Below are 26,932 nucleotides of genomic sequence, written 5' to 3'. Positions count from 1 at the left end.
TCGTATCCGTATTGTCCGCACTCCTCCTGTTCTCCTCGGTCGCCGCCTGCGGCTCCGACGACGGCGACGACGCTCCGAAGAACGTCTCCGCGAAGACCGCCGCCCTGGGCACGCTCACGCCCGGCGTCATCAAGGTGGCCGTGCAGCCGTACGCCCCGTACACCACCGTCGAGGGCGGCAAGATCGTCGGACTGGACGGCGACATCCTCACCTATGTGGCCAAGAAGCTGGGCCTGACGGTGAAACCGCAGGTCACCGACTTCGCCGGGATGCTCGCCGGAGTGCAGTCCCGCCGGGTGGACATCACCGTCGGCGGTGTCGCCTGGTCCGCCGACCGGCAGAAACAGGGGCTGTTCACCGACCCGCCCTACTACTCGCCGCCGGCGATGGCCGTCCGCAGCGGTAAGACCTACAAGACCGTGGACGACCTCCGGGGCCTCGACCTCGGCACCGTCGAGGGCTATGTCTGGGTCAAGTCCATCCAGTCCGTCCCCGGGGCCGAGCTGCACGCCTACCCCGACGCCACCGGCGTCTTCGACGACCTCGGCGCGGGCCGGATCGACGTCGGCTTCCTCGACCCGCTGATCATCATCGCGGCGCAGAAGCAGCGCCCCGAGCTGAAGATCAGCACCGAGTATCTGACCCCGCCGACCGCCCTCGAGGTCAAGGCGAAGCCCGCTTACGCCTACTTCCAGCCGTACCAGACCGGCTTCTACCTCCCCAAGCAGGCCACGAAGCTGGAGCAGGCGATCTCCGCGCAGATCGACGCCATGTACACCGACGGCGAGATGGCCAGGCTCGTCGCGAAGTACGGCGGCGACCCCGAGCAGTTCCTCAAGCCGGGCCCCGACGTCGCCACCGCGCGCCGCGGAGTGGACCGGCCCGGCAGCTGGACGCCGCCGTCCATCGGACAGTGAGGGGATGACATGTCCGGCCTCTTCCAAGTCCCCTGGTCCGACTACCGGCCCGAGCTGGTCGACGCACTGGGCCGCACCGTCTCCTACACGGTGGTCAGCTTCGTCGGAGCGGTCCTTCTCGGTCTGGTCGTGGCCCTGCTCCGGCTGAGCAGGACATGGCCCGCGCGGGCCGTCGCCGCCGTCTACACCGAGATCTTCAAGAACGTCCCGCTGCTGGCCATCATCTTCCTGACCTATTTCGGCCTCGCCTCGGCCGGGATCCGGCTGGACGTGTTCACGGCAGGCTGCCTCAGCCTCGTCGTCTTCTACGCCGCCTATCTGTCTGAGATCTTCCGCTCCGCCATCAGCGGGGTGCACGCCGGACAGACCGAGGCGGGGGAGGCGCTCGGCATGGCCCGGGTGGGCATCTTCGTCCATGTCGTCCTGCCCCAGGCCGTCCGGCAGGCGCTGCCCGGCACCAACACCATGCTGGTCGACCTGCTCAAGTCCACCTCGCTGCTCGTCACCGTCTCCGCCGCGGAGCTGATGTCGGAGGGCCGGCTCATCACGTCGACGACGTTCCGGGCGCTGGAGGTCTACCTGGTCATCTCCGCCCTCTACTTCGCCCTGTGCTACCCGCTCTCCCAGCTCCTGTTGCTGCTGGAGCGGAAGGTCCGGGCGGGCGTCCCGCTGTCCCCGTGGCGACGCCGGCGCGTACGGACGGCGAGGGAACTCCTCGCCGCCGACGTCGGCGCGGACCTCGAACGGGCGGCGCACCGGAAGGAGGCAGGGGTATGACCGAGCCCGTCACCACCACCCCGACCGTCACCCCCGCACCCTCTGACGCCGTCGTGCGCATCGAGGGGCTCAGCAAGTCCTTCGACGGCCGCCCGGTGCTCGACCAGGTGAACCTGGAGGTCGGCCGCGGGCGCATCGTGAGCGTCATAGGGCAGAGCGGCGGCGGCAAGACCACCCTGATGCGCTGCGTCAACCTGCTGGAGCGGCCGGACCGGGGCACGGTCGAGGTCGCCGGCGAAGTCGTGCACCAGGGCGGTCGGACGCTCTGCCGCGACCTGCCCCGGCTGCGCCGTACCGTCGGCATGGTCTTCCAGCGGTTCCATCTCTTCCCGCACCTCACCGCCGTGGAGAACGTCTTCCTGGCGCAGCGCAAGGCGGGCGTCCCGGAACGCGAGGCGCTGGAACGGGCCGTCACGCTGCTGCGCCGGGTCGGCGTCGCCCACCGCGGCCTCGCCCGGCCCGAGCAGCTCTCCGGCGGGGAACAGCAGCGGGTCGCCATCGCCCGCGCGCTCGCGCTCAGACCGGAGGTGCTGCTCTTCGACGAACCCACCTCCTCCCTCGACCCGGAGGCGACCCGGGAGGTCCTGGCCGTGATGCGGGAACTGGCCGCGGACGGCATGACGATGCTGCTGGTCACCCATGAACTGTCCTTCGCCCGCGAGGTGTCCGACCACGTCGTCTTCGTCGACGGCGGCCGGATCGTCGAGGAGGGCCGACCGCAGGACGTCCTCGACCGCCCCGCCGAGGCCCGCACCCGGGAGTTCCTCGCCTCGTACGGGCCCGCGTCATGACCGCCGCACTGGACGGCGGCAGCCCGGTCGTGGTGGTCGGCGGCGGGGTCGTGGGCCTGTGCACCGCCTACTACCTGGCCCGCGCGGGCCTCGCCGTGGAGGTCGTCGAACGCGGCGGCCTGGGCTCCGGGGCCTCCCGCGGCAACGCCGGCTGGGTCTGCCTCAGCCACTCGACGCCGGTCCCCGCGCCCGGCGTCGTACGGTACGCGCTGCGCTCACTGGGCCGTCCGGACTCGCCCCTCTACCTACGGCCCCTGCCCGACCCGGCGTTCGTACGGTGGTTGTGGCGGTTCTGGCGCAGCAGTACCCCGGCCGCCTTCCGGCGCGGCTACGCGGCGATCGCCGAGCTGAACCGCACCACGTTCGACCTCTTCGACGGCCTGCGCGAGGCCGGCGTCGAGACGACCCTGACCCGTCCGGGCATGGTGCACGCGTTCCTGTCACCGGCCGAGGCCCGCCACCATCTCGCCGTGCAGCGGGAGATGGCCGACGGCCGCTACCCGCTGCCCGACGAGGTCGTCACCGGCGACGAGGCCCGGCTGCTGGACGACGCCCTGTCGGGAGGGGTGCGCGCGTCGTACCTCGTCGAGGGGGAGGGCGTGGTGGACCCGGAGGCGTTCGCCCGCGGCCTCGGCGGGACTCTCGCCGCCTCGGGGGTGAAGGTCCACGAACACGTCGAGGCCCTGGGGTTCCGCGTCTTGGGCGGGCGGGTGACCGCGCTGCGCACCGCCCAGGGCGAGATTCCCTGCGCGGCCGTCGTCGTCGCGGCCGGCATGCGCTCCGCCCGGCTGCTCGGCACGCTGGGCATCCGGCTGCCGTTGCAGGCGGGCAAGGGCTACAGCTTCTCGGTGGAGCTGGACCCCGCGCCCCGGCACACCCTGTACTTCGGCGAACGCAGGGCCGTCGCCTCGCCGATCGGCGGCACCACCCGGATCGGCGGGACGATGGAGTTGAGCGGCAACAACAACCGCCTCGACTGGCGTCGGGTCGTCGCCGTGGCCCTCGCGAGCCGGCACTACCTGGGCCGCTGGTTCGACGACCCGGACGATCTGGTCGGTCTGATCCGTGACCCCTGGGTCGGCGGCCGGCCCTTCCTCCCCGACGGGCTCCCGGTCGTCGACCGGCTTCCGGGCCACGTCAACGCGTTCGCGGCCACCGGACACGGCATGCTCGGGGTCACGCTCGGCCCCGCCACCGGCCACGAGCTCACCGAGTACGTCCTGACCGGCCGCCGCCCCGCATCCCTCGCCCCCTTCCGCTTCGACCGACTCCGCAGCTGAGCGGGCGGGGCACTCACACCCGTCACCGCGCAAACGGTGTGACCATGATGTGCGGTCCGGCGGGGGAACATGGGGGAATGCGCATGAGTGGAGATCGGCTGCGGGCCCTGGCCGGGGCGGCGTTGGCGGTGGGCGTCGCGGTGGCCTGCGGCGGACCGGCGGGCGGCGGCGGGACGGCCGCCCCCACCGCGACCGGCGTCACGTCGGGCACACCGGCGGCGGCCCCTCGCTTCGACGAGGAGATCGAGCTGTCCGACGGTCGGCGTGTGGGCATGGCGTACGTCGCCGGACGCGGGCTCGTCGAGCGGCACCGGGACGCGGACTCGACGGCGTGGAGCGCGCCGAACGTCGTGTACGCGACGGCGACGGACCGGTGCCAGAGCCTCACCCTCGAGGAGTTCGACGGCACCGTCGCCGTCATCGCGGACTGGGGCGTCTACTGCTACGACGGCGAACCGCCGACGGAGTCGATCGCGGCGGTCGGCACGACCGACCTCGCCCGCTGGGACACGAACCTCACCAGGAGCTTCGACGGCTGGACGAAGGTCACCGCCGAGGGCGGCGGCGACTCGCGACGCCTGCTCTTCACCAGGGGCTCCACCGAGTCGCTGACCCGGCTCGGCTGGACCCGAACCGGAGGCTTCGCGGAGGTGGAGGAGATTCCGCGCTGATTTCCGCGCATCTCCGACATACGCCGATCGGACCACTAGGCTCCGCGTCGCATCGTCGGATCAGCCGCGACTCGGGGGAGCCGAAATTCCATGAATGCCTGGAACCAGCAGGGCGGTCGGCCGCCGCACGACCCGTACCACCCCTACGGTCCCTACAGCCCGCATCCGGCTCCGCCGCCCATGCCGCCGCCCGTGCCGCACACGGGACCGGTCCGCAGTCTGTGGCGCATCGTCAACCCCGTCGCGGTCGGGCGCAAGGTGTTCCGGCCGTCACGGCCCGGCCGGGTCGACGATCCCGTGGTCGCCCGAATGCAGCGGATCCGCACCCTCGTCGGACTGGGCGCGGTGGTGTGGGTGATGGTCTCCTACAGACTCGTCGACTCCGTGGGGGACTTCGCCGACGACCGCGCCGACCAGTCCTGGATCAACGTCCTCGTGCTCTCGGTGACCTTCCCGGTGGTCGTCGGCGTGCTGATCGGCGTGGCCCGGCCTCCCGCCAGGCAGGAGTTGCTGCGGCGGGCGGCCAAGCCGTTCGGCTCGATCGTGGCGATCATCGCCGGCGTCGCGGTGTTCCCGGCGTCCGTGCTCACCGGCTTCGCCGAGGGGCGGTTCGCCACGAACCCCGTGATGTCGACGGTCACCGTCGTCGGCACGCTGTTCACGCTCTGCTGGGTCCTGCCGTTCGTCGTCTACGGAGTCGGCATGTCCCTGGCGCACGTCTTCCGCACGGCGGACATCCACGAGACGGTCCCGCCGTTGCTCGCACTGGTGCTCGTCTGGGAGATGGCGCTGATCGACCTGCTCACCGGGGCGTACGAGGGCGTGCCGGGCCCGCTGCGGATCGCGCTGACGCTCGGCGCGCCCCTCTCGGTCAGCGCGGTGGCCCTGTGGGAACTGCGTCGGCTGCGCGTCGGATACGGCCTGACCGTGCGCGGCGCGCTGCTGCGCTGACGCCCGCCGACGCCGCGGGCTCGAACAGCGAGCGGTGCGGGCTGACTTGGTGTCTTACAGTGGCTGTCGCCAGTCCAGGAGACTCCGGAACCTGTGAGGGATACGCGCATCATGTCGACCGAAACGTTTGAGTTCCAGGTAGAGGCCCGTCAGCTGTTGCAGCTGATGATCCATTCGGTCTACTCGAACAAGGACGTCTTTCTCCGCGAGCTCGTCTCCAACGCGTCCGACGCGCTGGACAAGTTGCGCCTCGCCGCGCTGCGGGACGACGCACCCGACGCGGACGTGTCCGACCTGCACATCGAGATCGAGACCGACCTCGAGGCCCGCACCCTGATCGTGCGGGACAACGGCATCGGGATGTCGTACGACGAGGTCGGCCGGCTCATCGGCACGATCGCCAACTCGGGCACGGCGAAGTTCGCGCAGGAGCTGCGCGAGGCCCAGGAGGAGGGTGGGGCCGAGGGGCTCATCGGGCAGTTCGGCGTCGGCTTCTACTCCGGCTTCATGGTCGCCGACGAGATGACCCTGGTGACCCGGCGGGCCGGCGAGAGCAAGGGCACCCGATGGTCGTCGCGCGGGGAGGGCACGTACACCCTGGAGACCGTCGAGGACGCGCCCCAGGGGACTTCCGTCACGCTGCACCTCAAGCCGGCGGACGACGAGGACAAGCTGCAGGACTACACCTCGCCGTGGACGATCAAGGAGATCGTCAAGCGGTACTCGGACTTCATCACCTGGCCGATCAGGACCGTCCCGAAGAAGGCCGGGAAGAAGGCCGACGCGGACGGCTCCGACGACGCCGACGACACGCCCGCGCCCGAGCCCGAGACGCTGAACTCGATGAAGGCGCTGTGGGCGCGCTCGCGCGACGAGGTGTCCGACGACGAGTACCACGAGCTGTACAAGCACATCAGCCACGACTGGCGCGAACCGCTGGAGACCGTCCGGCTCCAGGCGGAGGGCACCTTCGAGTACCAGGCGCTGCTGTTCGTGCCCTCGCACGCCCCGCACGACCTGTACAACCAGGGCTACAAGCGCGGTGTCCAGCTGTATGTGAAGCGCGTCTTCATCATGGACGACTGCGAGGCGCTGCTGCCGTCGTACCTCCGCTTCGTCAAGGGCGTGGTCGACGCGGCGGATCTCTCGCTGAACGTCTCCCGGGAGATCCTCCAGCAGGACCGGCACATCCGGATGATGCAGCGCCGGCTCACCAAGAAGGTCGTCTCGACGGTCAAGGACATGATGACCGCGGCCCCCGACCGCTACGCCACGTTCTGGCGGGAGTTCGGCGCGGTCCTGAAGGAAGGGCTGCTCAGCGACTCCGACAACCGCGACGCCCTCCTCGCGGTCTCCTCGTTCGCGACCACGCACAGCGAGGACGAGCCGACGACGCTGAAGAGCTATGTCGAGCGGCTGAAGGACGGACAGGACGCCGTCTACTACCTCACCGGAGAGTCCCGGCAGGCGATCGAGAACTCCCCGCACATGGAGGCGTTCCGCGCCAAGGGCGTCGAGGTCCTGCTGCTCACCGACCCGGTCGACGAGGTGTGGGTCGACGCGGTGGGCGAGTTCGAGGGCAGGCCGCTGCGGTCCGTCGCCAAGGGCGAGGTCGACCTCGGCGGGGAGGACGGCGAGAAGACCGAGGGCGAGCGGGAGAAGCAGGGCGAGGAGTACGCCGCTCTGCTCGGCTGGATGAAGGAGAACCTGGGCGAGGAGGTGAAGGAGGTGCGGCTGTCCTCCCGTCTCACCGTGTCCCCGGCCTGCATCGTCTCCGACGCGAACGACCTCACCCCGGCGCTGGAGAACATGTACCGGGCGATGGGGCAGGAGGTGCCGCCCGCCCGGCGGATCCTCGAACTGAACCCCGAGCATGTGCTGGTGAAGGGCTTGAACCAGGCCTACAAGGAGCGTGAGGACCGGGCGGGGCTCGCCGAGACCGCCGAGCTGCTGCACGGTCTGGCGGTCCTCGCCGAGGGCGGGCGGCCGAAGGAGCCCGGCCGGTTCGTGAAGCTGGTGGCGGACCACCTGGAGCGCGCGCTGTAGCAAGGGCGACGCGGTCATCGCCGTGGGGGACCGGGCAGGAGCCGTCTGCCCGGTTTCTTCACGCGCCGCACACCGAAAGTACTAGTTGCTTGAGTAAATCAAGCGCGCATACGATGTCGGGCAGTCGTGCAGGACCGCATCCCCCCACGGAGGCCCGACCCATGTCCCACGCACACCCCAGGTCAGCGGAGCCGGGGGAGAGGTCCGTCGCGCCGCGGGCCGACCTCGTCGTGGCGGTGCTGGCCTTCGGCGGCATCGTCGTCTCGCTGATGCAGACCCTGGTGATCCCGATCGTCCCGGAGCTGCCGAAACTGCTGGACGCCCCGGCCTCGGACACCGCCTGGGCGATCACCGCCACCCTGCTCGCGGCCGCCGTCGCCACCCCCGTCACGGGACGGCTCGGCGACATGTACGGCAAGCGCCGCATGCTGCTGGTCAGCCTCCTGGTGCTGATCGCCGGATCGGTCACGGCCGCCCTCAGCGACGAGCTCACCCCGATGATCGTCGGCCGGGCCCTGCAAGGACTCGCCTCCGGGGTCATCCCGCTCGGCATCAGCATCATGCGCGACGAACTGCCCGCCGAGCGGCTCGGCTCGGCCACCGCCCTGATGAGCGCCTCCCTCGGCGTCGGCGGCGCCCTCGGCCTGCCCGCCGCCGCGCTCATCGTGGACCACTTCGACTGGCACATGCTGTTCTGGACGTCGGCCGCCCTCGGCGCGGTCGCTCTCGTGCTCGTCCCGCTGTTCGTGCCGGAGTCTCAGGTGCGCACCGGCGGGCGCTTCGACCTGGCCGGCGCCCTCGGCATGGCGACCGGGCTGATCTGTCTGCTGCTCGCGATCTCCAAGGGGGCCGACTGGGGCTGGGGCAGCGCCACCACCCTCGGGCTCTTCGCCGCCGCGGTCGTCGTGCTGCTCCTGTGGGGTCTGTTCGAACTGCGCGTCAAGGAACCCCTGGTGGACCTGCGGACCACCGCCCGCCGCCAGGTGCTGGTGACCAACCTCGCCTCGCTGGCCTTCGGCTTCTCGATGTTCGCGATGTCCCTGGTCCTCCCTCAGCTCCTGCAGTTGCCTGAGGCGACGGGCTACGGTCTGGGCAAGTCGCTGCTGACCGCCGGTCTGGTCATGGCCCCCACGGGCCTGGTGATGATGGCCACCGCGCCCCTCTCCGCGCTGGTCTCGAAGGCGCGGGGCCCGAAGGTCACCCTGATGCTCGGCGCGGTCGTCGTCGCCGCCGGGTACGGCCTCAACATCGTGCTGATGGACGAGGTGTGGCAGCTCGTCCTGGTGTCCTGCGTCATCGGCGCCGGCGTCGGCTTCGCCTACGGGGCCATGCCCGCGCTCATCATGGCCGCCGTGGACCCCGCCGAGACGGCCGCCGCCAACAGCCTCAACACCCTGATGCGATCCATCGGCACCTCCACCGCCAGCGCCGTCGCCGGCGTGATCCTGGCCCAGATGACGACCGCTTTCGGGACGGCCGCCCTGCCCTCGGAGAACGGCTTCAAGGTGGTCATGGCCGTCGGCTCCGGCGCGGCGGTCCTCGCCCTCGTCGTCGCCGCGTTCATCCCACGGCAGCCGACGGCGGGCACGGACGCCGTGACCGTCGCGGAACCGGTCACCGCCGGGCCGGTCGTCGCGGCACCGGACGGAGGGGCCGTGGGCGCGGCGGTCGCCGTGCCGCTGGCCCGCGCCGTCGCGGAGCTCGTCGCGACCGTCCCGGGCCTCACCGACGACGGTCCGGCCGGCGGCGGGCACCCGGTGCGCGGGCAGGTCCGGGGCGCCGAGGGCGCACCGGTGGGCGGCGCCGCCGTCACGCTGATCTCCCTGGGCGGACGACAGTTGAGCCGCGCGGCCGCCGAGACCGACGGCTCCTACGCCGTCGAAGCGCCCGGTGAGGGCACCTACGTGCTCATCGCCTCCGCCGACAGCCACCAGCCGCAGGCGACGACCGTCGTGGTCGGGGCGACGCCGCTGACCCACGACGTGCTGCTCAGCTGCGCCGGCGGGCTCGTCGGCGCGGTGCGGTCCGCGGACGGCGGCGCGCCGGTGGCCGGGGCGGTGGTCATCCTCACGGACGTCCGCGGCGATGTGCTGGCCACCACCCAGACCGACGGCACAGGCGAGTTCTCCGTCGCCGACCTGGTGCCGGGCCCCATGACCCTCGCGGTCAGCTCGCCCAAGCACCGGCCGCTGGCCCTGCCCGTGAAGATCGGCGCCACCGGCGTCACCCGGGTCGACGTCGAGCTGCGGCCCGGCGCACAGGTGCGCGGCACGGTACGCGGCGCGGGCGCTCCGCTGGGCGACGCCCGGGTCACCCTGGTGGACGCCGCCGGTAACGTGGTGGCGACCACCACGACCGGGAGCGACGGGGCCTACGCCTTCTCCGACCTGGACACCGGCCCGTACACGGTCATCGCCACCGGCTACCCGCCCCGGGCGGCCGGCATCAGCCTCGGCGGCGGCGACCTGGACGACCACGACATCGAGCTCGCCCACCTGGCCGAGTAGTTCACCCGCTGCACCCGCGCGCACCGAGGAGACCGTCCGATGGCCCTTTCCGAAGCCCGCGTCGCCACCGACCGCCCACACCGCTACGCCAAGCAGCTCGCCGCCCACCTCGGCCGCCGCGCCGAGGCGGTCTGGGACGAGGAGAAGGGGGTCGGCCGGATCGCCTTCGCACAGGGCGCCGGCACCCTCACCGCCGTCGACGGCGCCCTCCTGCTCGCCCTGGAGACCGACACCGAACACCTGGACCGCCTCGAGGACGTGATCGGCCGCCATCTGGTCCGCTTCGGCACCCGCGACGAACTCGTCGTGCAATGGCGGCGGGACGACGGCGAGCCCGGCAGCACCCAGCGCGGCGGCGGCGAACAAGCGACGTCGTGAGAGGCGGGACATGACCCACATCGAGGACGAACTGACAGCCCAGCCCGAGTGCTGGACCCGCGCCGCGGCCGAAGCCGTGCGGCACGCCGGGGAGTTGCCGACGCCGGGGGAGCGGGTCGCGCTGGTCGGCTGCGGCACCTCCTGGTTCATGGCCCAGGCCGCGGCGGCCCTGCGCGAGGGCGCGGGGCACGGCGAGACGGACGCCTTCGCCGCCTCGGAGTTCCCGCACGGCCGCCGCTACGACCGGGTCGTCGCCCTGACCCGCTCCGGCACCACCACCGAGATCCTCGACCTGCTCGGCCGGCTGCGCGGACACACCCGCACGACCGCGATCACCGCCGACCCGCACACCCCGGTCATGCAGGCCGCCGACCATGTCGTCGTCCTGGACCACGCCGACGAACGCTCCGTCGTGCAGACCCGGTTCGCGACCACCGCGTTCACCCTGCTCCGCGCGCACCTGGGACTGCACACCGACGCCGTCGTCGCCGACGCCCGCATCGCGCTCGCCGAGCCGCTGCCCGAAGGGCTCGTGGACTGCGGACAGTTCACGTTCCTGGGAGACGGCTGGAGCGTCGGCCTGGCGAACGAGGCCGCGCTGAAGATGCGCGAGGCATCGCTGTCCTGGACCGAGGCCTATCCCGCGATGGAGTACCGGCACGGCCCCATCAGCATCAGCACCGCAGGCACGGCGACCTGGATGTTCGGCGACGCGCCCGAAGGCCTGGCTCGACAGGTGCGCGCCACCGGCGCGTTGTGGGTCCCGGGCCGACTGGACCCGCTCGCCGAACTGGTCCGCGCCCAGCGCCTCGCCGTGGCCGTGGCGGCAGCACGCGGCCTCGATCCGGACCGGCCGCGCCACCTCACCCGCTCGGTGATCCTCGCGCCCTGAACTCCTGACGAGCCGAAGACCTCACGAGCCGAAGACCTCACGAGCCGAAGAGGAGTGGCCGTGCCTCTCACCACGACCGGCGAGCTGGTCACCCGAGCCCACGCGGCCCGTACCGCCGTCGCCGCCTTCAACATCATCACGCTGGAGCACGTCGAGGCCGTCATCGCGGGGGCCGAGTCCGCCGGCGCGTCCGTCGTCCTCCAGGTCAGCGAGAACGCCGTCAAGTTCCGGCAGGGTCGTCTGCTGCCGCTCGCCCGTGCCGCCACCGCGGCCGCCGAACGGGCCGCCGTGCCGGTCGCGTTGCACCTCGACCATGTGCAGAGCGCCGCCCTGCTCGGTCAGGCGGCCGACGCCGGGTTCAGTTCGGTCATGTACGACGCCTCCCGGCTGCCGTACGCCGAGAACCTCGCCGCGACCCGCACCGCCGTCGACCGGGCGCACGCCCAAGGGCTGTGGATCGAGGCCGAGTTGGGGGAGATCGGCGGCAAGGGCCCGCACGCGCCCGGGGCCCGCACCGACCCGGCCGAGGCCCGCGCGTTCGTCGCGGAGTCGGGCGTGGACGCCCTGGCCGTGGCCATCGGCAGCGTCCACGCGATGACCGCCCGCACCGCCGCACTCGACCACGCCCTGCTCGAACGGCTCAGCACCGCCCTGGACGTGCCCCTCGTCCTGCACGGCTCCTCCGGAGTCCCCGACGGCGAACTGACGGCCGCCGTCGCCGGCGGCATCACCAAGGTCAACATCGGCACCGCGCTCAACCAGGCCATGACCGGCGCGATCCGCGACCACTTCGACAGGCATCCGGACGCCGTCGACGCACGCAGCTATCTGAGCGCCGGACGGGAGGCCATGGCGCGAACGGTCGAGCGGATCGTCACCGGCGTGGGGCTCACTCTTGTCTGACCGCCTTCAGCACCACGAACTTCGGGTCGCCGGCGACCAGTTCACAGTTGCCGAACAGTCGCTTCAGCTTCACGTGATAGCTCAGGTGCCGGTTGCCCACCACCCACAGCTCGCCGCCCGGCCGCAGCGCCCGCCGGGCCCCGGTGAACATCCGCCAGGCCGTCGCGTCGGTGGTGGCCTGGTGCGAGTGGAACGGCGGGTTGTTCAGCACGAGGTCCACACTGTCGTCCGCCACCCCCGCCAACCCGTCCCCGACCCGGAACTCGGCCTGCCCCGGCACCCCGTTCGCCTTGTACGTGGCCTCCGCCGACGCCACCGCCTGGAACGACTCGTCCGTGAACAGCACCTCCGCCTCCGGATTGGCCAGCGCCACCGCCGTACCGACGATCCCGTTGCCGCAGCCCAGGTCGACGACCCGCTGCGGGCCGCCGGTCCTCGGCAGCCGCCCGAGGAAGAACCGGGTGCCGATGTCCAGCCGCTCGGCGCAGAACACGCCCGCGTGGTTGACGACGGGACGGCCCGGGAGCGTGCCCCCGAGGTCGGCGGGGAGGTCGTAGACATGCGGCCACGGATTGGTGGGGGGCTTCAGCGCCGGATCCGGGGTGCACAGGATCAGCCGGGCCTTCTGCTCGGCCAGCGAGGTCCGGGTCGGCCCCAGGATCCGCTCGAACAGTCTCAGCGTCGAGGTGTGGATCTCCTTCACCATGCCCGCGCCGACGACCACCGTCTCCGCGTGCACGGCGGGCGCCAGCCGCAGCAGCTGGTCCTCCAGGAGCGCGAGGCTCTTGGGCACCCTGATCAGCAGCACGTCGATCCGCTCCGGGACCGGGTCCTGGGTGGTGAGCAGCCGGACGGAGCCGGTCTCGACACCGGCCCGCGCCAGGTTCGTCCGGGTCGCCTCCTGCCCCAGCCAGGAGTCGGTGATCTGCGTCGGGCGGTGCGCCGCGAGCGCCGTGACCAGCGCGCCCCAGCGGTCGCCGAGCACCACCACCGTGCCGGTCAGCGGCGTGTCCTGGGCGGCGAGGTGTCTGAGCAGGTACGCGTCGGAGGCGTCCCAGGCACGCAGTCTGTCGCGCGGATCCTCGGGGTGGCGGGCCAGCGAGACCTCGCCCCACGGCGTCGTCAAAGGGTCGTTCATCGTGAGTCAAGGCTAGCCGAACCGCAGCTCAGGCCCAGTGTCCGAGTCATCGAGGGGGACGGGCGCAGGGACACCGGGCGGTTTCCCCGGGACCGTGCGCAGGTGGCGCCGGGCACGGTGGCGGCCGGGCCGGGCCTCGCGGGGCGGCTGAACGTCACCCTGCGGGCCAGTGGCTTCCCCGCCGTCGCCCGAGGAAGGGATCATGGGAGACTCGCCCTCATGAGCGGCAAGGCGGACCCCCGGTCGGCGGGGGAAGGAACCACCTCGAGGGCGCGGCTGGACCGGGGGCGCGGTGCGCTCGGGCCCGCGTTGGAGCTCGTGCACACCGGGCGGGCGCCCACCCGTGCGGTGCTCACCGCCGAACTCGGCGTCACCCGTGCGACAGCCGGCGCGGTCGCCGCGGAGCTGGAGGCGCTCGGGCTCATCCGGGTCGACGCACGGCCCGGCGCGGCCGCCGGTTCGCAGGGCCGCCCCTCTCATCGGCTCGAAGTCGCGCAGGACGGCCCGGTGGCGCTCGCCGCCCAGGTCCACGCCGATGGATTCAGGGCCGCGCTGGTCGGCCTCGGCGGCCGGATCATCGCCACCACGCCCAGTTGTGAGGCCGTCGACGCCGACCCCGCCAAGGTCCTCGGCGCGACCGTCGACGCCGGTGCGGAGCTGCTGCGGCAGACCGGCCGGCGCTGCGTGGGCGCCGGACTCGCCGTACCGTCCGCGGTCACCGAGCCCGAGGGGCTGGCGCTCAACCCCCTGCACCTGGCCTGGCCGGTGGGCGCGCCCGTGCGGGAGATCTTCGCCGAGCGGATCCGTGCCGCCGGCATCGCCGGCCCCGCGTTCGCGGCCAACGACGTCAACCTCGCCGCCCTCGCCGAACACCGGCACGGCGCCGGACGCGGCGCCCGCGATCTGCTGTGCGTGGCCACCGGGCACCGGGGCGTCGGCGGCGCGCTGGTGCTGGACGGCCGTCTGCACACCGGCAGTTCGGGCCTAGCCCTCGAAGTCGGCCATCTCACCGTCAACCCCGAGGGCCGCCCCTGCCACTGCGGCAGCCGTGGCTGTCTCGACGTCGAGGCCGACCCGCTCGCCCTGCTCACCACCGCCGGCCGTGAGCCCGGGCCCGAGGGCTCCCTGCTCCAGCAGGCCGACCAGCTGCTCCTCGAGGAGTACGGCGACCCGGTCGTGCGCACGGCCGCCGAAGCGCTGATCGACCGGCTCGGCCTGGGCCTCGCCGGTCTGGTGAACCTCCTCAACCCCGACCGCATCATCCTCGGCGGCCTGCACCGCACCCTCCTCGACGCCGACCCCGACCGGCTCCGCGCGGTCGTCACCGACCGCAGCCTGTGGGGCCGCAGCGGCGGCGTCCCGATCCTCGCCTGCTCGCTCGACCACAACAGCCTCGTCGGAGCCGCGGAGTTGGCGTGGCAGCCGGTGCTGGACGATCCGCTGGGGGCGCTGAGCCTCGTATGAGGCCCGGCGCACGCGGCGCACGCGCTCAGGCGTCGTCGCACGCGGCGGTGCGGAACTCCGCGACCGACGCGGCGGTCCGGTTGCCGTCGGCGTCGGCGCCCTTCACATCGTCGCCCGCGAAGTAGCGCACCTGGCCCGGTGTCAGCCCGGCCAGCCGGGTGAGGTCGAAGGACACATGGGCCGTCGACCAGGAGTTGTCCTCGGTCCAGCCGTACAGGGTGTACGTGCGCTGCCGTTCGAGGGCGGCCGGCATCGCCCTGTCGACGCTCCAGCCCTCGCCGGCGGCGTCCATCGGCCAGCTGACGAATCCGGTGACGGGCTCGGCGCGGCTCCACGTCGCCACGTCCTCCGTGTCGTCCCCAGGGCCGTCGGCGTACAACGTGGCCCCGTCGATGTGGTCGTGACAGACCATCAGCACGCCGACCGGTCGGCCGTCCGCCGTCACCGTGACGCCCGTGACGCCCGCCCCGGGGGGCCCGCAGCCGGTCAACGAGGCCAGCACCGTGGCACCGGCGCAGGCTGCGGCGGCATACCGAATCCGAACACCCATGAGCGCACCCCCTTCGGTCAGGGCTCCATCCTGGACTCCGGTACGAGCGCCGAACATGTCGCGGGCATAACAACCCGGGCGCAGGACGATACGTCGGCTACCAGCCCCGCGCCGCCGTCCGCAGCCGGTCGCGGACCCGGTTCACGTCGGGGTTGGCGTCGGAGCCGGGGCGCTGGACGAGGAACAGGGTGTTGAGCGGGGCTCCTCGGGCGCGAGGAGGAGGGCCAGGCGTCCCGCGTCCAGGTACTCCTGGCACAGGGAGTGCGGCAGGACGCTGTAGCCGGCGCCCGCGCTGACCGCCGACAGCACCGCGTACAGATTCGGCACCGTGACCGCCGCCCGCGCGGTGAGCTGTTAAGCGGCCAGGGCGTCCAGCGGCGCGGCGACCTGCTCCGCGAGCTCGTGCGCCGGCGGCGTCGGCTCCACGCCCCGGGGCAGCCGGGTGAACAGCTCGCGCCCGGACTGCTGCTCCAGGGTGCGGATCTGGGCGGTCACGGTGGGCTGCGACAGCCCCAGCTGTGGGGCGGCCGCCGTGAACGAGCCGGAGCGGTACACGGCCAGGAAGGTGCGCAGCAGATTGAGGTCGGCGTGCGTCGGGAGCTGCCTGCCGCCGCCCGCCACGGCCTCGGCGATGTCGAGCGTCCGGTTCTTCCCGATGGGCGTGGGCCCTACCGTCGAGGACGTCGCCCGGCGGCGGCGCGCATCACCGCACCTACCGCACCTGCTCCAACCACTCCACCCACTCTCCAACCACTCCACCACTCCACCACTCCACGGAGGGACCTTCCGATGACCGCGCAGAACGCGATCGACTGGCCCGAGAAGTACCTGCCCGGCACCGGCGACAACTTCGTCTCCAACGAGATGATCGTCAAGGGCCTCACCGCCGCGCAGTTCAGTTTCGGCACCTTCGGCTTCCCGCCCCTGGCCGCCCACGTGGTGGAGTTCGAGGCACCCGGCGACGGCGTTCCCGGCCGGCTGTCGGGGACGGCGAAGCAGGACGGCACGCCGCAGGAGCGGCCGAATCCCATGCTCAACGGCCACCAGGCGTGGCTGGACGGCCTGATCGGCGCCGCGTCCAAGTAGTCTCGTACCGCGACTGATCAGGGAGTTGACGTCATGACCGACAAGCTCACCGTGAGCGTCCTGGGCACCGGCATCATGGGCGCCGCGATGGCCCGCAACGTGGCCCGGGCCGGCCACACCGTACGCGCCTGGAACCGCAGCCGGGCCAAGGCCGAGCCGCTCACCGCCGACGGCGCGCACGTCGTCGACACCCCTGCCCAGGCGGTCGAGGGCGCGGACGTCGTCCTGACCATGCTCTACGACGGCCCCGCCACCCTGGACGTCATGCGCGAGGCCGCTCCGGCCCTGCGGGCCGGCACGGCCTGGCTGCAGTCCACGACCGCCGGGATCGAATCCGTCGGCGACCTGGCCGCCTTCGCCCGCGCACACGGCCTCGTCTTCTTCGACGCGCCGGTCCTCGGCACCCGTCAGCCCGCCGAGGCCGGTCAGCTGACCGTGCTGGCGGCGGGCCCGACGGCGAGCCGGGACGCGGTGGCGCCCGTCCTGGACGCGGTCGGCGCGCGCACGGTGTGGACCGACGAGGACGGCGGCGCGGGCAGCGCCACCCGGCTGAAGCTGGTGGCCAACAGCTGGGTCATCGCGGCCACCGCCGCGGCGGGCGAGGTCCTCGCCCTGTCCCAGTCCCTCGACGTCGACCCGGACGCGTTCTTCGAGCTGATCGCGGGCGGTCCGCTCGACATGGGGTACCTGAAGGCGAAGACCGGCCTGATCCTCGACGGGCGGCTCTCGCCCGCCCAGTTCGCGGTGACGACGGCCGCGAAGGACGCGCGGCTGATCGTCGAGGCCGGGGCCCGTGGCGGCGTCCGGCTCGATGTGGCGGCCGCGAGCGCCGAGCGTCTGGAGCGGGCCGCCGCTCAGGGCCACGGCGACGAGGACATGGCGGCCGCCTATTTCGCCAGCTTCGACGACAAGGCCTGAACCCGACAGGAGAGAGCACATGTCCAAGCCGCCGCTTCCGCCCGAGGCCGTCGAGCTGCTGAGCCGCCCCAACCCCTGCGTGATGGCGACCCTGCGCTCCGACGGAACCCCCGTCTCCGCCCCCACCTGGTACGTCTGGGAGGACGGCCGCGTCCTGATCAGCCTGGACGAGGGCCGGGTCCGGCTGAAGCACCTGCGGCGCGACCCGCGCGTGACCCTGACCGTCCTCGACGGCGGCGACTGGTACACCCATGTGACCCTCATCGGCCGGGTGGTCGAGATGCACGAGGACGAGGGCCTGGCCGACATCGACCGCCTCTCCACCCTCCCCCAGCCTCGGCTTCGCTCGGCCGGGGGGACCCCCACCATCGGCAAGCCCTACCCCGACCGGGTCCGCTCCCGGTTCAGCGCCTGGATCGAGGTCGACCGCTGGCACGGCTGGGGCGCGATGAAGGACAGCGACCAGTCGTCCACCTGAGTCCGCCGCGGCCGCGAAGTCACACCGCCCCGGCCCGGTCCGGCCGGACAGGTCCTAGCCTCCGCAGGCGTCGCCGACCACCTTCCGCCCGGTGCTCACCACTGCCGGCCCCCGGGCAGGGCGGCCCGCCCCGGCGCGGACAGGTGCAGTACCTGGAACAGGTCACCGTCGGCGTTCGGCGTGTCGTGTTCCCAGAGCGAGAAGTGCACGGTCTCCCAACGGCTCGTGTCCACGGCCGCCGCCGCGAGCACCGCCCCGTCCTCCCGCGCCAGCCGCCCGGCCTCCTCCACCGCTTCCCGCGCCATGTCCGCCGGCGCCACACCGTCGGGAACCGGCCGGCGTCGCCGTAGGGCGAACGGGGCAGGCACTGCGCCCGAGACGCCCTCCTCGTAGGCCAGGCCCGTCCACTGACGGACCGTCGGACGTCCGAAGTCGTCGCTCAGCCCCTGGAAGCCGCCGCCCCACAGGAAGGCGTTCATGCCCTCCACGGTGTTCCAGAGGTAGAACGGCGCGTACTGACTGACCGGCGAGCCGTGCCTCCCGCGCTCGCGCAGCAGGTAGGCCTTCAGGCCGAGGCCCTCCCAGTCGTCGAGCAGATGCCCGACGCGGGCCACGCGCGCGTGGATGATGCCCGGGTCGTAGTCGGCGGGCAGGGTGAGCTCGTACTGCATGGCGTGCATCGGGTCCTCCTCAGGGCCTGTCGGCCGAACGCGGTGCGAGCAGGGAGAGCAGTCCGCGGACGGCGGCGTCGAAGGCGGTCGGCGACCCGGCCGCGCGGGCCAGGACGTATCCGCCCTGCACGGTCGCCACGACCGTGGCGGCGATCGCCTCGCCGTCCAGCTCGGGCCCGAACTCGCCCTGCTCCTTGCCCTCTTCGACGAGATGGGCGAGCTGCTCGCGGATCCGGTCGATCGTGTCGTCGACGGGCTCGCGCAGCTCGTCGCTCGCGATCACCTCCGGATCCATCGTGAGCCGCCCGACGGGACAGCCGCGCAGCACGTCACGCTCGCGCGTGAGATACGCCCTGATCCGCTCGTAGGGCGTGCCCGGCCCGTTCAGCACTTCCTCGGCGGTGGTCCGCATCTCGTCGGCCGTCCGCCGGATCGCCGCCAGGGCGAGATCGGGCTTGCCCTTGAAGTGGTGGTACATGCTGCCCTGCCCGGCGCCCGCTCGCTCCAGGATCGCCTTGGGACTGGTCCCCACGTAACCGCGCTCCCAGAGCAGCTCCCGGGTGGACTCGATCAGCCGCTCCGACGTGCTCCGCGAACCGTTCTCCGAGGTGCTCTCCGAGGTGCTCATGTCTCCACTGTACATACTAGTAGGTACAGAAATCGAGATCGCCGGGAGCAGCGCACCCGCCCCCGTCTACTCCCCGGGAGGTACGTGCAGTGCCGCTGGCCGTACGACGACCGGGACCCTCCCCGGCGGGAGTCTCGAGACATCACCGGAACACCCACCTGGGAGATGACTCGAGATGCAGACACTGGCGAACTGGGACGGCGGCCCCGGCCCGTGGATCCTCTTCTTCCCGCTGATCTGGGCGGCCGTCGTGATCGGCATGGTTACCCTCCTGCGCCGCACCGGGTGGCGCGGCCGCGGCGGCCCGTGGCGCGGCGTGCAGGACGGCCGCCCCACCGGCGACGCGCCCCTGGCCGTCCTCGGCCGTCGCTTCGCCTCCGGCGAGATCGACGAGGACGAGTACTGGCGTCGGCTGTCCGTCCTGGACGAGCAGTTCGGCCCGACGGGCAAGGGCGGTGCGGCATGACCGCCGCGACCGCCACCACCACGCGCAACGCCGCGCGGGTCGTCGACGCCGTGAAGGTCTACGGCGTCGGCGACACCGCAGTACGCGCCCTGGACGGGGTGAGCGTCGACTTCCCGGCCGGCCGCTTCACCGCGATCATGGGCCCCTCGGGCTCCGGCAAGTCCACCCTGATGCACTGCGCGGCCGGCCTGGACGACCTCACCTCGGGCACCGCGTACGTCGGCGACACCGACCTCGGCACGCTCGACGACCGACGCCTCACGCTGCTGCGCCGCGACCGGGTCGGCTTCGTCTTCCAGGCCTTCAACCTGGTGCCGACCCTGACCGTCGAGGAGAACATCCGGCTGCCGCTGGACCTGGCCGGCGAGCGCGGCGAGACGGAGTGGATCGACGCCCTCGTCGATGTCGTCGGCCTGCGCGACCGCCTCCGCCACCGGCCCTCCGAGCTCTCCGGGGGCCAGCAGCAACGCGTCGCCGTGGCCCGGGCGTTCGCCGGCCGGCCGGACGTCGTCTTCGCCGACGAGCCCACCGGCAACCTCGACTCCCGGGCCGGGGGAGAGGTGCTCGGGCTGCTCGCCGGCACCGTGCGCCGGACCGGGCGCACGGTCGTCATGGTCACCCACGACCCGGTCGCGGCCGCCCACGCCGACGAGGTCGTCTTCCTCGCCGACGGCCGTCTCGTCGACCGGATGGAGTCCCCGACCGCCGACCGCGTCCTGGACCGGCTGAAAGCCTTCGAGGTGCCGTCATGAACGCCTCCTTCCGACTGAGCCTGTCGTCCCTGCGCGCCCACCGGCGCCGTTTCGCCGGGACCTTCCTCGCCGTCTTCCTCGGCGTGGCCTTCCTGGCCGGAACGCTCGTCATGGGCGACACCCTGCGCGCGAGCTTCGACTCGATGTTCGGCGACGCGACGGCCGGCACCGACGCGGTCGTGCGCGGCGCCGACACCATCACGACCCCCGGCGAGAGCCAGGGCGTGCGCCGGCCCGTCGACACCGACCTGGTCCGGACGGTCGAGGCCGTCCCCGGCGTCGCGGCAGCCGCCCCCGACATCCAGGGCGCGGGCCAACTCCTCGGCAGCGACGGCGACCCGATCGGCGGCCAGGGACCGCCCACGATCGCCGGCAACTGGATCACCGACCCGAAGCTCAACCCCTACCGGCTCGCCGAGGGCCGCGCCCCGGCCCGGTCCGGCGAGGTCGTCGTCAACCGCGGAGCCGCCGACCGGGGCGGCCTGAAGATCGGCGACACCACCACGCTGCGCACACCCGACCCCGTGCGCGTCACGATCGTCGGCCTCGCGACCTTCGGCGGCGAGGACGGCATGGCCCAGGTGACCTTCACCGGCATGACCCGCGCCGACGCCGAGCAGCACCTCACCGCCCGGCCCGGCCAAGCGGCGGGCATCGTCGTGCGGGCCGACCCCGGGGTGAGTCAGTCGGAGCTGGTCGACCGGCTGACTCCCGCGCTTCCCAAGGGCGTCGAGGCCATCACCGGGCAGGAGGCGGCGCAGGAGAACACCGACATGATCGCCAGCCAGTTCCTGACGATCTTCACCACGTTCCTGCTGGTGTTCTCCGGGGTGGCGCTGCTGGTCGCGACCTTCTCCATCCACAACACGTTCGCGATCGTCGTCGCCCAACGCACCCGTGAGAACGCCCTGTTGCGGGCGCTGGGCGCCTCCCGCCGCCAGGTCGCCGCGGCCACCCTCGTCGAGGCGAGCGCCGTCGCCGTGACCGCCTCGGCGGCCGGACTCGCGGGCGGCATCGGCATCGCGGCCGGTCTGCAGGCGCTGTTCCCGGCCATCGGATTCCCCTTCCCCGAGGGCGACCTGGTGATCAGCGCCCTGTCGCTGGCCCTCCCCCTCGCGGTCGGCGTCCTGGTCTGTCTGGGTTCCGCGCTGCTGCCCGCCGTACGGGCCGGCCGCACCGCTCCGCTGGCCGCGCTGCGCGAGACGGCCGTGGACGCGTCCGGCGCGTCCCGCCCGCGCGCGGTCGCCGGCCTGGGGCTGCTCGTCCTGGCCGTCGCCGTGACCCTCACCGGCGTCCTCGGCTACCCGTCCCTGTGGGCAGCCGGCGGCGGAGCCGTGCTGGCCCTGGTCGCCTTCGTGGTGCTCGGGCCGGTCGCCTCCAGCACGGCCGTACGCGTCCTCGGCGGCCCGCTGGACCGGCTGCGCGGCGTCACCGGGGGCCTCGCCCGCCGCAACGCGCTGCGCAGCCCGAAGCGGACGGCGGCCACCGCGAGCGCCCTGATGATCGGGGTCGCCGTGGTCTCCCTCTTCACCGTGTTCGGAGCCTCGCTCAAGGCGACCATGGACCAGACCGTCTCCCGCTCCTTCGCGGGCGACGTCGCCGTCAGTACTCCCTCCTTCGGCGCGGGCGGCAGCGGCCTGAGCCCGAAGCTAGCCCCGGCGATCGACGAGCTGGACGAGGTGGACACGGCCGTCGGCCTCGGCCGGGGCGTCGCCGAAGTCGACGGCAGGGGACGGGTGTTGACCGTCACCGACCCGGCGGCACTGCGGCGCACCTTCGACCTCGGCGCCGTCCGGGGCGACCTGGACACACTGGGCGCCGACGGCATCGCGATCACCCGTCAGGAGGCCGACCGTCAACGGCTGACCACCGGCGACACCGCCCGGCTCGTCTTCGCCGACGGCGCGGAGCGGACCTTCACCGTCCGCGCGGTCTACGGCCGCTCCGAACTCGCCGGCGACTACGTCATCACCCGTGCCGCCTGGGCCCCGCACCGCACCCAGGACGCCGACACCCTGATCGCGGTCTCCTTCAAGGACGGCGTGAGCGCGGACGCCGGCAAGGCGGCGGTCGAGAAGGTCGCCGCGCGGTACGGCGACCCCGAGGTGCAGACCCGCGACGAGTACGTGCAGTCCTCGGCCGGCGGCATCGACATGATGCTGACCCTCGTCTACGCCCTGCTCGCCCTCGCCGTCCTCATCGCGCTCCTCGGCATCGCCAACACGCTCACCCTCGCCGTCCACGAGCGCACCCGCGAGCTCGGCCTGCTGCGGGCCGTCGGTCAGACCCGGTCCCAGCTGCGGGCCATGGTCCGCTGGGAGTCGGTGCTGGTCGCCGCGTTCGGCACGGCGGGCGGACTGCTCCTCGGCGCCTTCCTCGGCTGGGTGCTCGTGCGGGCCTCCGACGGGGCGAGCGACAGCGCCTTCGCCTTTGCGGCGCCACCTGTCCAACTCGTCGTGGTGGCCCTGGTGGGCGTCGCCGCCGGAGCCCTCGCGGGCCTGCGCCCGGCCCGGCGCGCCGCTCGCCTGGACGTCCTGCGGGCCATCGCCGCGGAGTGACCCGAGCGATCCGGGTGACCGGAAAGCGAGGTCACCGCCCGGTCAGCCGACGACGGCGGACCGGGCGGGAGCGTGTGCGGGCCGCAGATCGTCGACGGAGACGACCTCCGTGAACCGGGGCGGTGCCTGCTCCCGGGGCATGCGACGGGGCGGACGCGCCGACAGCTCGCGCGCGGTGACGGGCGCGGGCAGCGTGAACCAGACGACCTTGCCGGACTCGCCGTCCGGCCGGGCTCCCCAGCTCTCGCTCACCGCGGCCACCATGGCGAGGCCGCGCCCGCAGGTGGCGAGGGCCTCGTCGTCGACCGTCCGCACGACCGGCAGCCGCGGATCGTGGTCGCGCACGGAGACGGTGAGCCGGTCGAGCAGCAGTTCCATCTCCACGACGCACGTCTTGTCGGGCTGCGCGTGCAGGTGGACGTTGGTCAACAGCTCCGTCACACCGAGCGCCGCCCGGTCTATGAGCGGGTCCATATGCCAGTAGCGCAACTGCGCCGATACGATTCTGCGGACCTGGCCGATCCGCGACGGCAGAGCCTGAAGCTCCACCATGCAGTGCCTGTTCGGGTTGGTGATCACGGCTGCGACTCCCCGACTGAGGTCCGGAAGAACACGGAGTTCGGATCGAGCAGAGCGTCTGCGCAAGGCGGCCGCCTGCTGTCGTGGCCGGCGGGGCTGGTTCGCAGCGTTATCGCCGGTAAACCCAGAGTGACGTGAGATCAGAGTGACGCAGCCTTGACGGCACCGCAACTCGCGGTGCTCCAGTCGGCGGGCGGGGATCTTCCGTGCCCGCCGCGGGCATGGGTCTGCGTCCGCGCCGGCTCAGCCGCCGCGCCCCGCCGCCCTGCGCACGGCTTCGATGAAGCGGCGCGCCGCGGGTGGTCCCGGCTCGCCCGGCGCCGGGTCGTGGTCGCCGAGGGTCAGCAGGTACCGCTTGCCGTTGAGGTCGGCCAGCGCCCGGTCCTCCGGTGCGAACCACGGCCTGGAGGCGCGAACCGCCTGCACGGGCGCGCTGTCGATCTCGCTGCCGTAGCTGGTCAGCAACTCCAGCCTGCCGCCGCTGATCCGGACCTGCCCGGCCCGGGTGAGCGAACGCAGCCGCTTCCCTATACGCACGCCCGTAGCCGTGAACTCCGGCTCCGCCATGCCGTCCCGCCCCCTTGTGATCGAACGCGTTTCCCGTGACCCAGTGTGCGCCCCCGTCCGGGACCTTCGCCCCGCCCGGTGCAGTCTGCCCGCGCCCGGCGTCGAGCACCAGTGCGCACGACCCCGCGGGCGTGCCTGTCCGGAGCACTCGCGCGAATGCGCCCCCCACGTGCCCGCACCCGGCCCCCAGGGTCGCCTTTGGGGCGCTCAAAGGTGTGTTTATGCAGGTGAGAAGCGTGCTGAAGGTGCTTATGATCGAGGTGTCGGCCGCGCGGACCACCGTCGGCGCGCAGCCCGAAGGAGCCCCGCCGTGACCACCTCCCAGCCCCCCAGGACCGGCTCCACCCTCGACGTCGACCACAGCGACACCACCTACCGTGACTGGCTGAAAGAAGCCGTCCGCAAGGTCCAGGCGGACGCCAACCGCTCGGCCGACACACACCTGCTGCGCTTCCCCCTCCCGGACAAGTGGGGCATCGACCTCTATCTCAAGGACGAGTCGACCCACCCCACCGGCAGCCTCAAACACCGCCTCGCCCGCTCCCTCTTCCTCTACGGGCTGTGCAATGGCTGGATCCGGCCGGGCCGCCCGGTGATCGAGGCGTCCAGCGGTTCGACGGCCGTTTCCGAGGCGTACTTCGCGAAGCTGATCGGCGTGCCCTTCATCGCCGTCATGCCGCGCACGACGAGCGCCGAGAAGATCCGCCTGATCGAGTTCCACGGCGGCCGATGTCACTTCGTCGACGACCCACGCACGATGTACGAGGAGTCGGCCCGTCTCGCGGCGGAGAGCGGGGGCCACTACATGGACCAGTTCACCTACGCGGAACGGGCCACGGACTGGCGTGGGAACAACAACATCGCCGAATCCATCTTCCGCCAGCTGGAGTGGGAACGGTTCCCGGAGCCCGCGTGGATCGTGGCCACGGCCGGCACCGGCGGCACCTCCGCGACCCTCGCGCGCTATGTCCACTACACGCGGCGCAACACCCGCATCTGCGTCGCCGACCCGGAGAACTCGTGCTTCTTCGAGGGCTGGACCACCGGCGATCCGGACGTCACCTGTGACTGCGGTTCGCGCATCGAGGGCATCGGGCGGCCGCGCATGGAGCCCAGCTTCGTGCCCGGCGCGATCGACCGGATGATGAAGGTGCCCGACGCGGCCAGCGTCGCCGCCGTACGCGCGCTCGAACGGGCCATCGGCCGCAAGGCGGGCGGCTCGACCGGCACCGGACTGTGGAGCGCGCTCAAGATCGTCGCCGAGATGGTGGCCGACGGCCGGCAGGGCAGCGTGGTCACCCTGCTGTGCGACCCGGGCGACCGCTACCTGGACAAGTACTACTCCGACGCCTGGCTCGCCGACCAGGGCCTGGACATCGCCCCGTACACCGCGGCGATCGACTCCCTGCTGGCCACGGGCGTGTGGCAGGAGTGACGGCCGAGATCTGCCCTACGCGGCGAGCCTTCGGTCCAGTGCGGTGACCGCGCCCCGGAAGGAGCGTCCCAGGCCCGGCCCGGCCAGCCGGGCCATGCCCCGGAACACGCTCGTCCCGTCCGTCGCGAAGGTCCATCGCACCTGCGTTCCGGTGCCGGCGGGCGTCAGCCGCCACTCCTCGACCAGGGCCCGGACCCCCGGCACATTGGCGACGTCCACGCGATACGCGTACACCTCCGGCGCCTTCGCCACGAGGACCGTCTCCCGGAAGCGCGCGCCGCCCCGCAGCCGTACGTCACGTCCCGCGCCGCCGTCGAGCGGCTGGACGGCGGCCACGGCCGCGAACCACTCGGCCCAGCCCGCGGCGTCGTCGGCCAGCGCGTGGAAGACCCGCTCCGGGGGAGCGGAGAGCTCCCGGGTGAAGACCATGCGTACGGGAGCGGTATCGACGAACTCGAGCCCTTCGGAACGCAGACGACGGGCCATGAAGACACGAACCCCCTAGGTCGACGGGGGCGTCACCCTAGCCGCAGCCCCGTCAGATGTCTGCACCCTCGGCGGGCTCGCCCGCGACCACCAGCAGCCGCAGCTGCTCGGAGATCTCCGAACGCGCCTCGGCGGGCAGCCCCCCGTCCGTCACCAGCGTGTCGACCTGCTCCAGCGCCGCGAACGAACTCAGCCCCACCACACCCCACTTGGTGTGGTCCGCGACCACCACGACCCGGCGCGCCGACTGCACCAGCCGCCGGTTGGTCTCGGCCTCCGCGAGGTTCGGCGTCGACAGGCCCGCCTCGGCCGATATGCCGTGCACACCGAGGAACAGCACGTCGAAGTGGAGCGCCGCGATGGCCTGGTCGGCGACCGGGCCCACCAGCGAGTCCGACGGAGTGCGCACCCCGCCGGTCAGCACGACCGTGGCCGCGCCCTGCCGCGGGCCCGAGGTGCGCTGCGCCATGTGGAAGACGTCGGCCACGCGCACCGAGTTGGTCACCACAGTCAGATCCGGCACGTCCACCAGGTGATGCGCCAGCGCGTACGTGGTCGTACCGCCCGACAGCGCGATCGCGCTGCCCGGGACGACGAGCTCCGCCGCGGCCTTCGCGATGTCCTCCTTGGCGGTCAGCTCCAGGCCCGACTTCGCCTCGAAGCCCGGCTCGTGCGTGCTCGCCTCCACGACCGGCACCGCCCCGCCGTGCACCTTCTCCAGGACACCCTGCCGCGCCAGCGCGTCGAGATCGCGCCGCACCGTCATGTCCGACACGCCGAGCTTGCGGGTCAGCTCATTGACCCGGACACCGCCACGACGCCGTACCTCGTCAAGGATCAGGGCGCGACGCTGCTCCGCGAGGAGGTTCTGATTCTCACTCACGTACGCTCCGGTCCTTTCCCTCACACCGTCCGACAGGCCCGCTCACCTGCTCCGACAAGGAAATTTCTCCCGACGCCGGTGTGCGGGTGCCCCATCCTCGCACGGCTCGCTCACAGCTGTGCCACCACCCCGACGCGTGCATGCCACTCGTGGGAACGCG

The 26,932-nt window shown here is 72.5% G+C and carries 29 protein-coding genes; 19 read left to right on the top strand and 10 right to left on the bottom strand.

The window, feature by feature from the left end; all coding sequences use genetic code 11:
• Nucleotides 1–11: 11 nt before the first annotated feature.
• The 11 genes from ACWD4O_RS10830 (at nucleotide 12) to ACWD4O_RS10780 (ending at nucleotide 12,113) form a co-directional block, all read left to right on the top strand.
• Nucleotides 12–917 carry a substrate-binding periplasmic protein gene (locus ACWD4O_RS10830; RefSeq protein ID WP_451279449.1) on the top strand — a complete coding sequence of 302 codons (906 nt, stop codon included), beginning with the start codon at nucleotides 12–14 and terminating at the stop codon, nucleotides 915–917.
• Between the two features lie 9 nt (nucleotides 918–926).
• A complete protein-coding gene (locus ACWD4O_RS10825; RefSeq protein WP_451279448.1) occupies nucleotides 927–1,694 on the top strand; it encodes an amino acid ABC transporter permease in 768 nt (255 codons plus the stop codon).
• Entirely contained in the window at nucleotides 1,691–2,485 is a 795-nt protein-coding gene (locus ACWD4O_RS10820) for an amino acid ABC transporter ATP-binding protein (protein WP_451279447.1), read from the top strand. The genes ACWD4O_RS10825 and ACWD4O_RS10820 overlap by 4 nt, the downstream gene beginning before the upstream one ends.
• On the top strand, nucleotides 2,482–3,765 hold the full coding sequence (locus ACWD4O_RS10815) for an NAD(P)/FAD-dependent oxidoreductase (RefSeq protein WP_451279446.1): 1,284 nt from the start codon (nucleotides 2,482–2,484) through the stop codon (nucleotides 3,763–3,765). The genes ACWD4O_RS10820 and ACWD4O_RS10815 overlap by 4 nt, the downstream gene beginning before the upstream one ends.
• A gap of 83 nt (nucleotides 3,766–3,848) precedes the next feature.
• The gene (locus ACWD4O_RS10810; RefSeq protein ID WP_451279445.1) at nucleotides 3,849–4,436 is read left to right on the top strand and encodes a hypothetical protein; all 588 of its coding nucleotides are present in this window, start codon (nucleotides 3,849–3,851) and stop codon (nucleotides 4,434–4,436) included.
• 90 nt (nucleotides 4,437–4,526) lie between these two features.
• Nucleotides 4,527–5,387, top strand: a complete 861-nt coding sequence (locus ACWD4O_RS10805; protein ID WP_451279444.1) for a hypothetical protein — start codon at nucleotides 4,527–4,529, stop codon at nucleotides 5,385–5,387.
• A 111-nt stretch (nucleotides 5,388–5,498) separates the two neighbouring features.
• The gene (gene htpG / locus ACWD4O_RS10800) at nucleotides 5,499–7,433 is read left to right on the top strand and encodes a molecular chaperone HtpG (protein WP_451279443.1); all 1,935 of its coding nucleotides are present in this window, start codon (nucleotides 5,499–5,501) and stop codon (nucleotides 7,431–7,433) included.
• A gap of 161 nt (nucleotides 7,434–7,594) precedes the next feature.
• The gene (locus ACWD4O_RS10795) at nucleotides 7,595–9,940 is read left to right on the top strand and encodes an MFS transporter (protein WP_451279442.1); all 2,346 of its coding nucleotides are present in this window, start codon (nucleotides 7,595–7,597) and stop codon (nucleotides 9,938–9,940) included.
• Between the two features lie 39 nt (nucleotides 9,941–9,979).
• Nucleotides 9,980–10,318, top strand: coding sequence for a DUF2218 domain-containing protein (locus ACWD4O_RS10790; protein WP_451279441.1), 339 nt, complete (start codon nucleotides 9,980–9,982; stop codon nucleotides 10,316–10,318).
• A 10-nt stretch (nucleotides 10,319–10,328) separates the two neighbouring features.
• Nucleotides 10,329–11,210 carry an SIS domain-containing protein gene (locus ACWD4O_RS10785; protein ID WP_451279440.1) on the top strand — a complete coding sequence of 294 codons (882 nt, stop codon included), beginning with the start codon at nucleotides 10,329–10,331 and terminating at the stop codon, nucleotides 11,208–11,210.
• Nucleotides 11,211–11,270: 60 nt separating this feature from the next.
• Nucleotides 11,271–12,113: a class II fructose-bisphosphate aldolase gene (locus ACWD4O_RS10780; protein WP_451279439.1), complete on the top strand. Its 843-nt coding sequence runs from the start codon at nucleotides 11,271–11,273 to the stop codon at nucleotides 12,111–12,113.
• Here the strand turns inward: ACWD4O_RS10780 and ACWD4O_RS10775 are convergent.
• Nucleotides 12,100–13,239: a methyltransferase gene (locus ACWD4O_RS10775; RefSeq protein WP_451279656.1), complete on the bottom strand. Its 1,140-nt coding sequence runs from the start codon at nucleotides 13,237–13,239 to the stop codon at nucleotides 12,100–12,102. The genes ACWD4O_RS10780 and ACWD4O_RS10775 overlap by 14 nt on opposite strands.
• 231 nt (nucleotides 13,240–13,470) lie before the next feature.
• On the opposite strand from ACWD4O_RS10775, the gene ACWD4O_RS10770 reads away from it, so the two are divergent.
• Complete coding sequence (locus ACWD4O_RS10770) at nucleotides 13,471–14,715, top strand: ROK family protein (protein WP_451279655.1); 1,245 nt, start codon at nucleotides 13,471–13,473, stop codon at nucleotides 14,713–14,715.
• 25 nt (nucleotides 14,716–14,740) lie between these two features.
• Here ACWD4O_RS10770 and ACWD4O_RS10765 read toward each other — a convergent pair whose 3' ends face one another.
• The 3 genes from ACWD4O_RS10765 to ACWD4O_RS10755 all read right to left on the bottom strand — a co-directional run bounded on the left by ACWD4O_RS10765 (nucleotide 14,741) and on the right by ACWD4O_RS10755 (nucleotide 15,886).
• Entirely contained in the window at nucleotides 14,741–15,265 is a 525-nt protein-coding gene (locus ACWD4O_RS10765; RefSeq protein WP_451279438.1) for a hypothetical protein, read from the bottom strand.
• Between the two features lie 141 nt (nucleotides 15,266–15,406).
• Nucleotides 15,407–15,592, bottom strand: coding sequence for a LysR substrate-binding domain-containing protein (locus ACWD4O_RS10760; protein WP_451279437.1), 186 nt, complete (start codon nucleotides 15,590–15,592; stop codon nucleotides 15,407–15,409).
• 27 nt (nucleotides 15,593–15,619) lie between these two features.
• Nucleotides 15,620–15,886 (bottom strand): LysR family transcriptional regulator, encoded by a 267-nt coding sequence (locus ACWD4O_RS10755; protein WP_451279436.1) that lies wholly within the window; start codon nucleotides 15,884–15,886, stop codon nucleotides 15,620–15,622.
• Nucleotides 15,887–16,054: 168 nt separating this feature from the next.
• On the opposite strand from ACWD4O_RS10755, the gene ACWD4O_RS10750 reads away from it, so the two are divergent.
• Genes ACWD4O_RS10750 through ACWD4O_RS10740 form a run of 3 tightly spaced genes read left to right on the top strand, consistent with a single transcriptional unit; the run spans nucleotide 16,055 to nucleotide 17,747 of the window.
• A complete protein-coding gene (locus ACWD4O_RS10750) occupies nucleotides 16,055–16,351 on the top strand; it encodes a hypothetical protein (protein ID WP_451279435.1) in 297 nt (98 codons plus the stop codon).
• A gap of 33 nt (nucleotides 16,352–16,384) precedes the next feature.
• Nucleotides 16,385–17,269, top strand: coding sequence for an NAD(P)-dependent oxidoreductase (locus tag ACWD4O_RS10745; protein ID WP_451279434.1), 885 nt, complete (start codon nucleotides 16,385–16,387; stop codon nucleotides 17,267–17,269).
• A 19-nt stretch (nucleotides 17,270–17,288) separates the two neighbouring features.
• On the top strand, nucleotides 17,289–17,747 hold the full coding sequence (locus ACWD4O_RS10740; protein ID WP_451279433.1) for a PPOX class F420-dependent oxidoreductase: 459 nt from the start codon (nucleotides 17,289–17,291) through the stop codon (nucleotides 17,745–17,747).
• A gap of 95 nt (nucleotides 17,748–17,842) precedes the next feature.
• Here ACWD4O_RS10740 and ACWD4O_RS10735 read toward each other — a convergent pair whose 3' ends face one another.
• Nucleotides 17,843–18,427, bottom strand: a complete 585-nt coding sequence (locus ACWD4O_RS10735; RefSeq protein WP_451279432.1) for a DUF4865 family protein — start codon at nucleotides 18,425–18,427, stop codon at nucleotides 17,843–17,845.
• Nucleotides 18,428–18,437: 10 nt separating this feature from the next.
• On the bottom strand, nucleotides 18,438–19,046 hold the full coding sequence (locus ACWD4O_RS10730; RefSeq protein WP_451279431.1) for a TetR/AcrR family transcriptional regulator: 609 nt from the start codon (nucleotides 19,044–19,046) through the stop codon (nucleotides 18,438–18,440).
• A 175-nt stretch (nucleotides 19,047–19,221) separates the two neighbouring features.
• Between ACWD4O_RS10730 and ACWD4O_RS10725 the strand changes: the two genes are divergently transcribed.
• The 3 genes from ACWD4O_RS10725 to ACWD4O_RS10715 are packed head-to-tail and all read left to right on the top strand — an operon-like array spanning nucleotide 19,222 to nucleotide 22,822.
• The gene (locus ACWD4O_RS10725; RefSeq protein ID WP_451279430.1) at nucleotides 19,222–19,512 is read left to right on the top strand and encodes an SHOCT domain-containing protein; all 291 of its coding nucleotides are present in this window, start codon (nucleotides 19,222–19,224) and stop codon (nucleotides 19,510–19,512) included.
• The gene (locus ACWD4O_RS10720; protein ID WP_451279429.1) at nucleotides 19,509–20,264 is read left to right on the top strand and encodes an ABC transporter ATP-binding protein; all 756 of its coding nucleotides are present in this window, start codon (nucleotides 19,509–19,511) and stop codon (nucleotides 20,262–20,264) included. The genes ACWD4O_RS10725 and ACWD4O_RS10720 overlap by 4 nt, the downstream gene beginning before the upstream one ends.
• A complete protein-coding gene (locus tag ACWD4O_RS10715) occupies nucleotides 20,261–22,822 on the top strand; it encodes an ABC transporter permease (protein WP_451279428.1) in 2,562 nt (853 codons plus the stop codon). The genes ACWD4O_RS10720 and ACWD4O_RS10715 overlap by 4 nt, the downstream gene beginning before the upstream one ends.
• Before the next feature lie 42 nt (nucleotides 22,823–22,864).
• Here ACWD4O_RS10715 and ACWD4O_RS10710 read toward each other — a convergent pair whose 3' ends face one another.
• Both ACWD4O_RS10710 and ACWD4O_RS10705 read right to left on the bottom strand, forming a co-directional pair.
• The gene (locus ACWD4O_RS10710; protein WP_451279427.1) at nucleotides 22,865–23,401 is read right to left on the bottom strand and encodes an ATP-binding protein; all 537 of its coding nucleotides are present in this window, start codon (nucleotides 23,399–23,401) and stop codon (nucleotides 22,865–22,867) included.
• Between the two features lie 243 nt (nucleotides 23,402–23,644).
• Complete coding sequence (locus ACWD4O_RS10705; protein WP_351916999.1) at nucleotides 23,645–23,968, bottom strand: hypothetical protein; 324 nt, start codon at nucleotides 23,966–23,968, stop codon at nucleotides 23,645–23,647.
• A 310-nt stretch (nucleotides 23,969–24,278) separates the two neighbouring features.
• Here ACWD4O_RS10705 and ACWD4O_RS10700 point away from each other — a divergent pair, with 310 nt between their 5' ends.
• Complete coding sequence (locus ACWD4O_RS10700) at nucleotides 24,279–25,403, top strand: PLP-dependent cysteine synthase family protein (RefSeq protein ID WP_451279426.1); 1,125 nt, start codon at nucleotides 24,279–24,281, stop codon at nucleotides 25,401–25,403.
• Between the two features lie 15 nt (nucleotides 25,404–25,418).
• Here the strand turns inward: ACWD4O_RS10700 and ACWD4O_RS10695 are convergent, their stop codons facing one another.
• Together ACWD4O_RS10695 and ACWD4O_RS10690 are read right to left on the bottom strand one after the other, a co-directional pair.
• The gene (locus tag ACWD4O_RS10695; RefSeq protein ID WP_451279425.1) at nucleotides 25,419–25,889 is read right to left on the bottom strand and encodes an SRPBCC family protein; all 471 of its coding nucleotides are present in this window, start codon (nucleotides 25,887–25,889) and stop codon (nucleotides 25,419–25,421) included.
• Nucleotides 25,890–25,941: 52 nt separating this feature from the next.
• Nucleotides 25,942–26,772 carry a DeoR/GlpR family DNA-binding transcription regulator gene (locus ACWD4O_RS10690; RefSeq protein WP_351916993.1) on the bottom strand — a complete coding sequence of 277 codons (831 nt, stop codon included), beginning with the start codon at nucleotides 26,770–26,772 and terminating at the stop codon, nucleotides 25,942–25,944.
• Nucleotides 26,773–26,932: the final 160 nt, after the last annotated feature.

It is taken from the genome of Streptomyces sp. NPDC002623 (assembly GCF_053592635.1).
The sequence above is the reverse complement of the archived record's forward strand: the minus strand, read 5'-3'. Positions and strand labels throughout refer to the sequence as shown.

Excerpts from the sequence above, each read along its gene's own strand:
- ACWD4O_RS10825 (WP_451279448.1), top strand. The coding sequence starts at position 927 with ATGTCCGGCCTCTTCCAAGTCCCCTGGTCCGACTACCGGCCCGAGCTG.
- ACWD4O_RS10820 (WP_451279447.1), top strand. The coding sequence starts at position 1,691 with ATGACCGAGCCCGTCACCACCACCCCGACCGTCACCCCCGCACCCTCT.
- ACWD4O_RS10815 (WP_451279446.1), top strand. The coding sequence starts at position 2,482 with ATGACCGCCGCACTGGACGGCGGCAGCCCGGTCGTGGTGGTCGGCGGC.
- ACWD4O_RS10810 (WP_451279445.1), top strand. The coding sequence starts at position 3,849 with ATGAGTGGAGATCGGCTGCGGGCCCTGGCCGGGGCGGCGTTGGCGGTG.
- ACWD4O_RS10805 (WP_451279444.1), top strand. The coding sequence starts at position 4,527 with ATGAATGCCTGGAACCAGCAGGGCGGTCGGCCGCCGCACGACCCGTAC.
- htpG (WP_451279443.1), top strand. The coding sequence starts at position 5,499 with ATGTCGACCGAAACGTTTGAGTTCCAGGTAGAGGCCCGTCAGCTGTTG.
- ACWD4O_RS10795 (WP_451279442.1), top strand. The coding sequence starts at position 7,595 with ATGTCCCACGCACACCCCAGGTCAGCGGAGCCGGGGGAGAGGTCCGTC.
- ACWD4O_RS10790 (WP_451279441.1), top strand. The coding sequence starts at position 9,980 with ATGGCCCTTTCCGAAGCCCGCGTCGCCACCGACCGCCCACACCGCTAC.
- ACWD4O_RS10785 (WP_451279440.1), top strand. The coding sequence starts at position 10,329 with ATGACCCACATCGAGGACGAACTGACAGCCCAGCCCGAGTGCTGGACC.
- ACWD4O_RS10770 (WP_451279655.1), top strand. The coding sequence starts at position 13,471 with ATGAGCGGCAAGGCGGACCCCCGGTCGGCGGGGGAAGGAACCACCTCG.
- ACWD4O_RS10765 (WP_451279438.1), bottom strand. The coding sequence starts at position 15,265 with ATGGGTGTTCGGATTCGGTATGCCGCCGCAGCCTGCGCCGGTGCCACG.
- ACWD4O_RS10750 (WP_451279435.1), top strand. The coding sequence starts at position 16,055 with ATGACCGCGCAGAACGCGATCGACTGGCCCGAGAAGTACCTGCCCGGC.
- ACWD4O_RS10745 (WP_451279434.1), top strand. The coding sequence starts at position 16,385 with ATGACCGACAAGCTCACCGTGAGCGTCCTGGGCACCGGCATCATGGGC.
- ACWD4O_RS10740 (WP_451279433.1), top strand. The coding sequence starts at position 17,289 with ATGTCCAAGCCGCCGCTTCCGCCCGAGGCCGTCGAGCTGCTGAGCCGC.
- ACWD4O_RS10735 (WP_451279432.1), bottom strand. The coding sequence starts at position 18,427 with ATGCACGCCATGCAGTACGAGCTCACCCTGCCCGCCGACTACGACCCG.
- ACWD4O_RS10730 (WP_451279431.1), bottom strand. The coding sequence starts at position 19,046 with ATGAGCACCTCGGAGAGCACCTCGGAGAACGGTTCGCGGAGCACGTCG.
- ACWD4O_RS10725 (WP_451279430.1), top strand. The coding sequence starts at position 19,222 with ATGCAGACACTGGCGAACTGGGACGGCGGCCCCGGCCCGTGGATCCTC.
- ACWD4O_RS10720 (WP_451279429.1), top strand. The coding sequence starts at position 19,509 with ATGACCGCCGCGACCGCCACCACCACGCGCAACGCCGCGCGGGTCGTC.
- ACWD4O_RS10715 (WP_451279428.1), top strand. The coding sequence starts at position 20,261 with ATGAACGCCTCCTTCCGACTGAGCCTGTCGTCCCTGCGCGCCCACCGG.
- ACWD4O_RS10705 (WP_351916999.1), bottom strand. The coding sequence starts at position 23,968 with ATGGCGGAGCCGGAGTTCACGGCTACGGGCGTGCGTATAGGGAAGCGG.
- ACWD4O_RS10695 (WP_451279425.1), bottom strand. The coding sequence starts at position 25,889 with ATGGCCCGTCGTCTGCGTTCCGAAGGGCTCGAGTTCGTCGATACCGCT.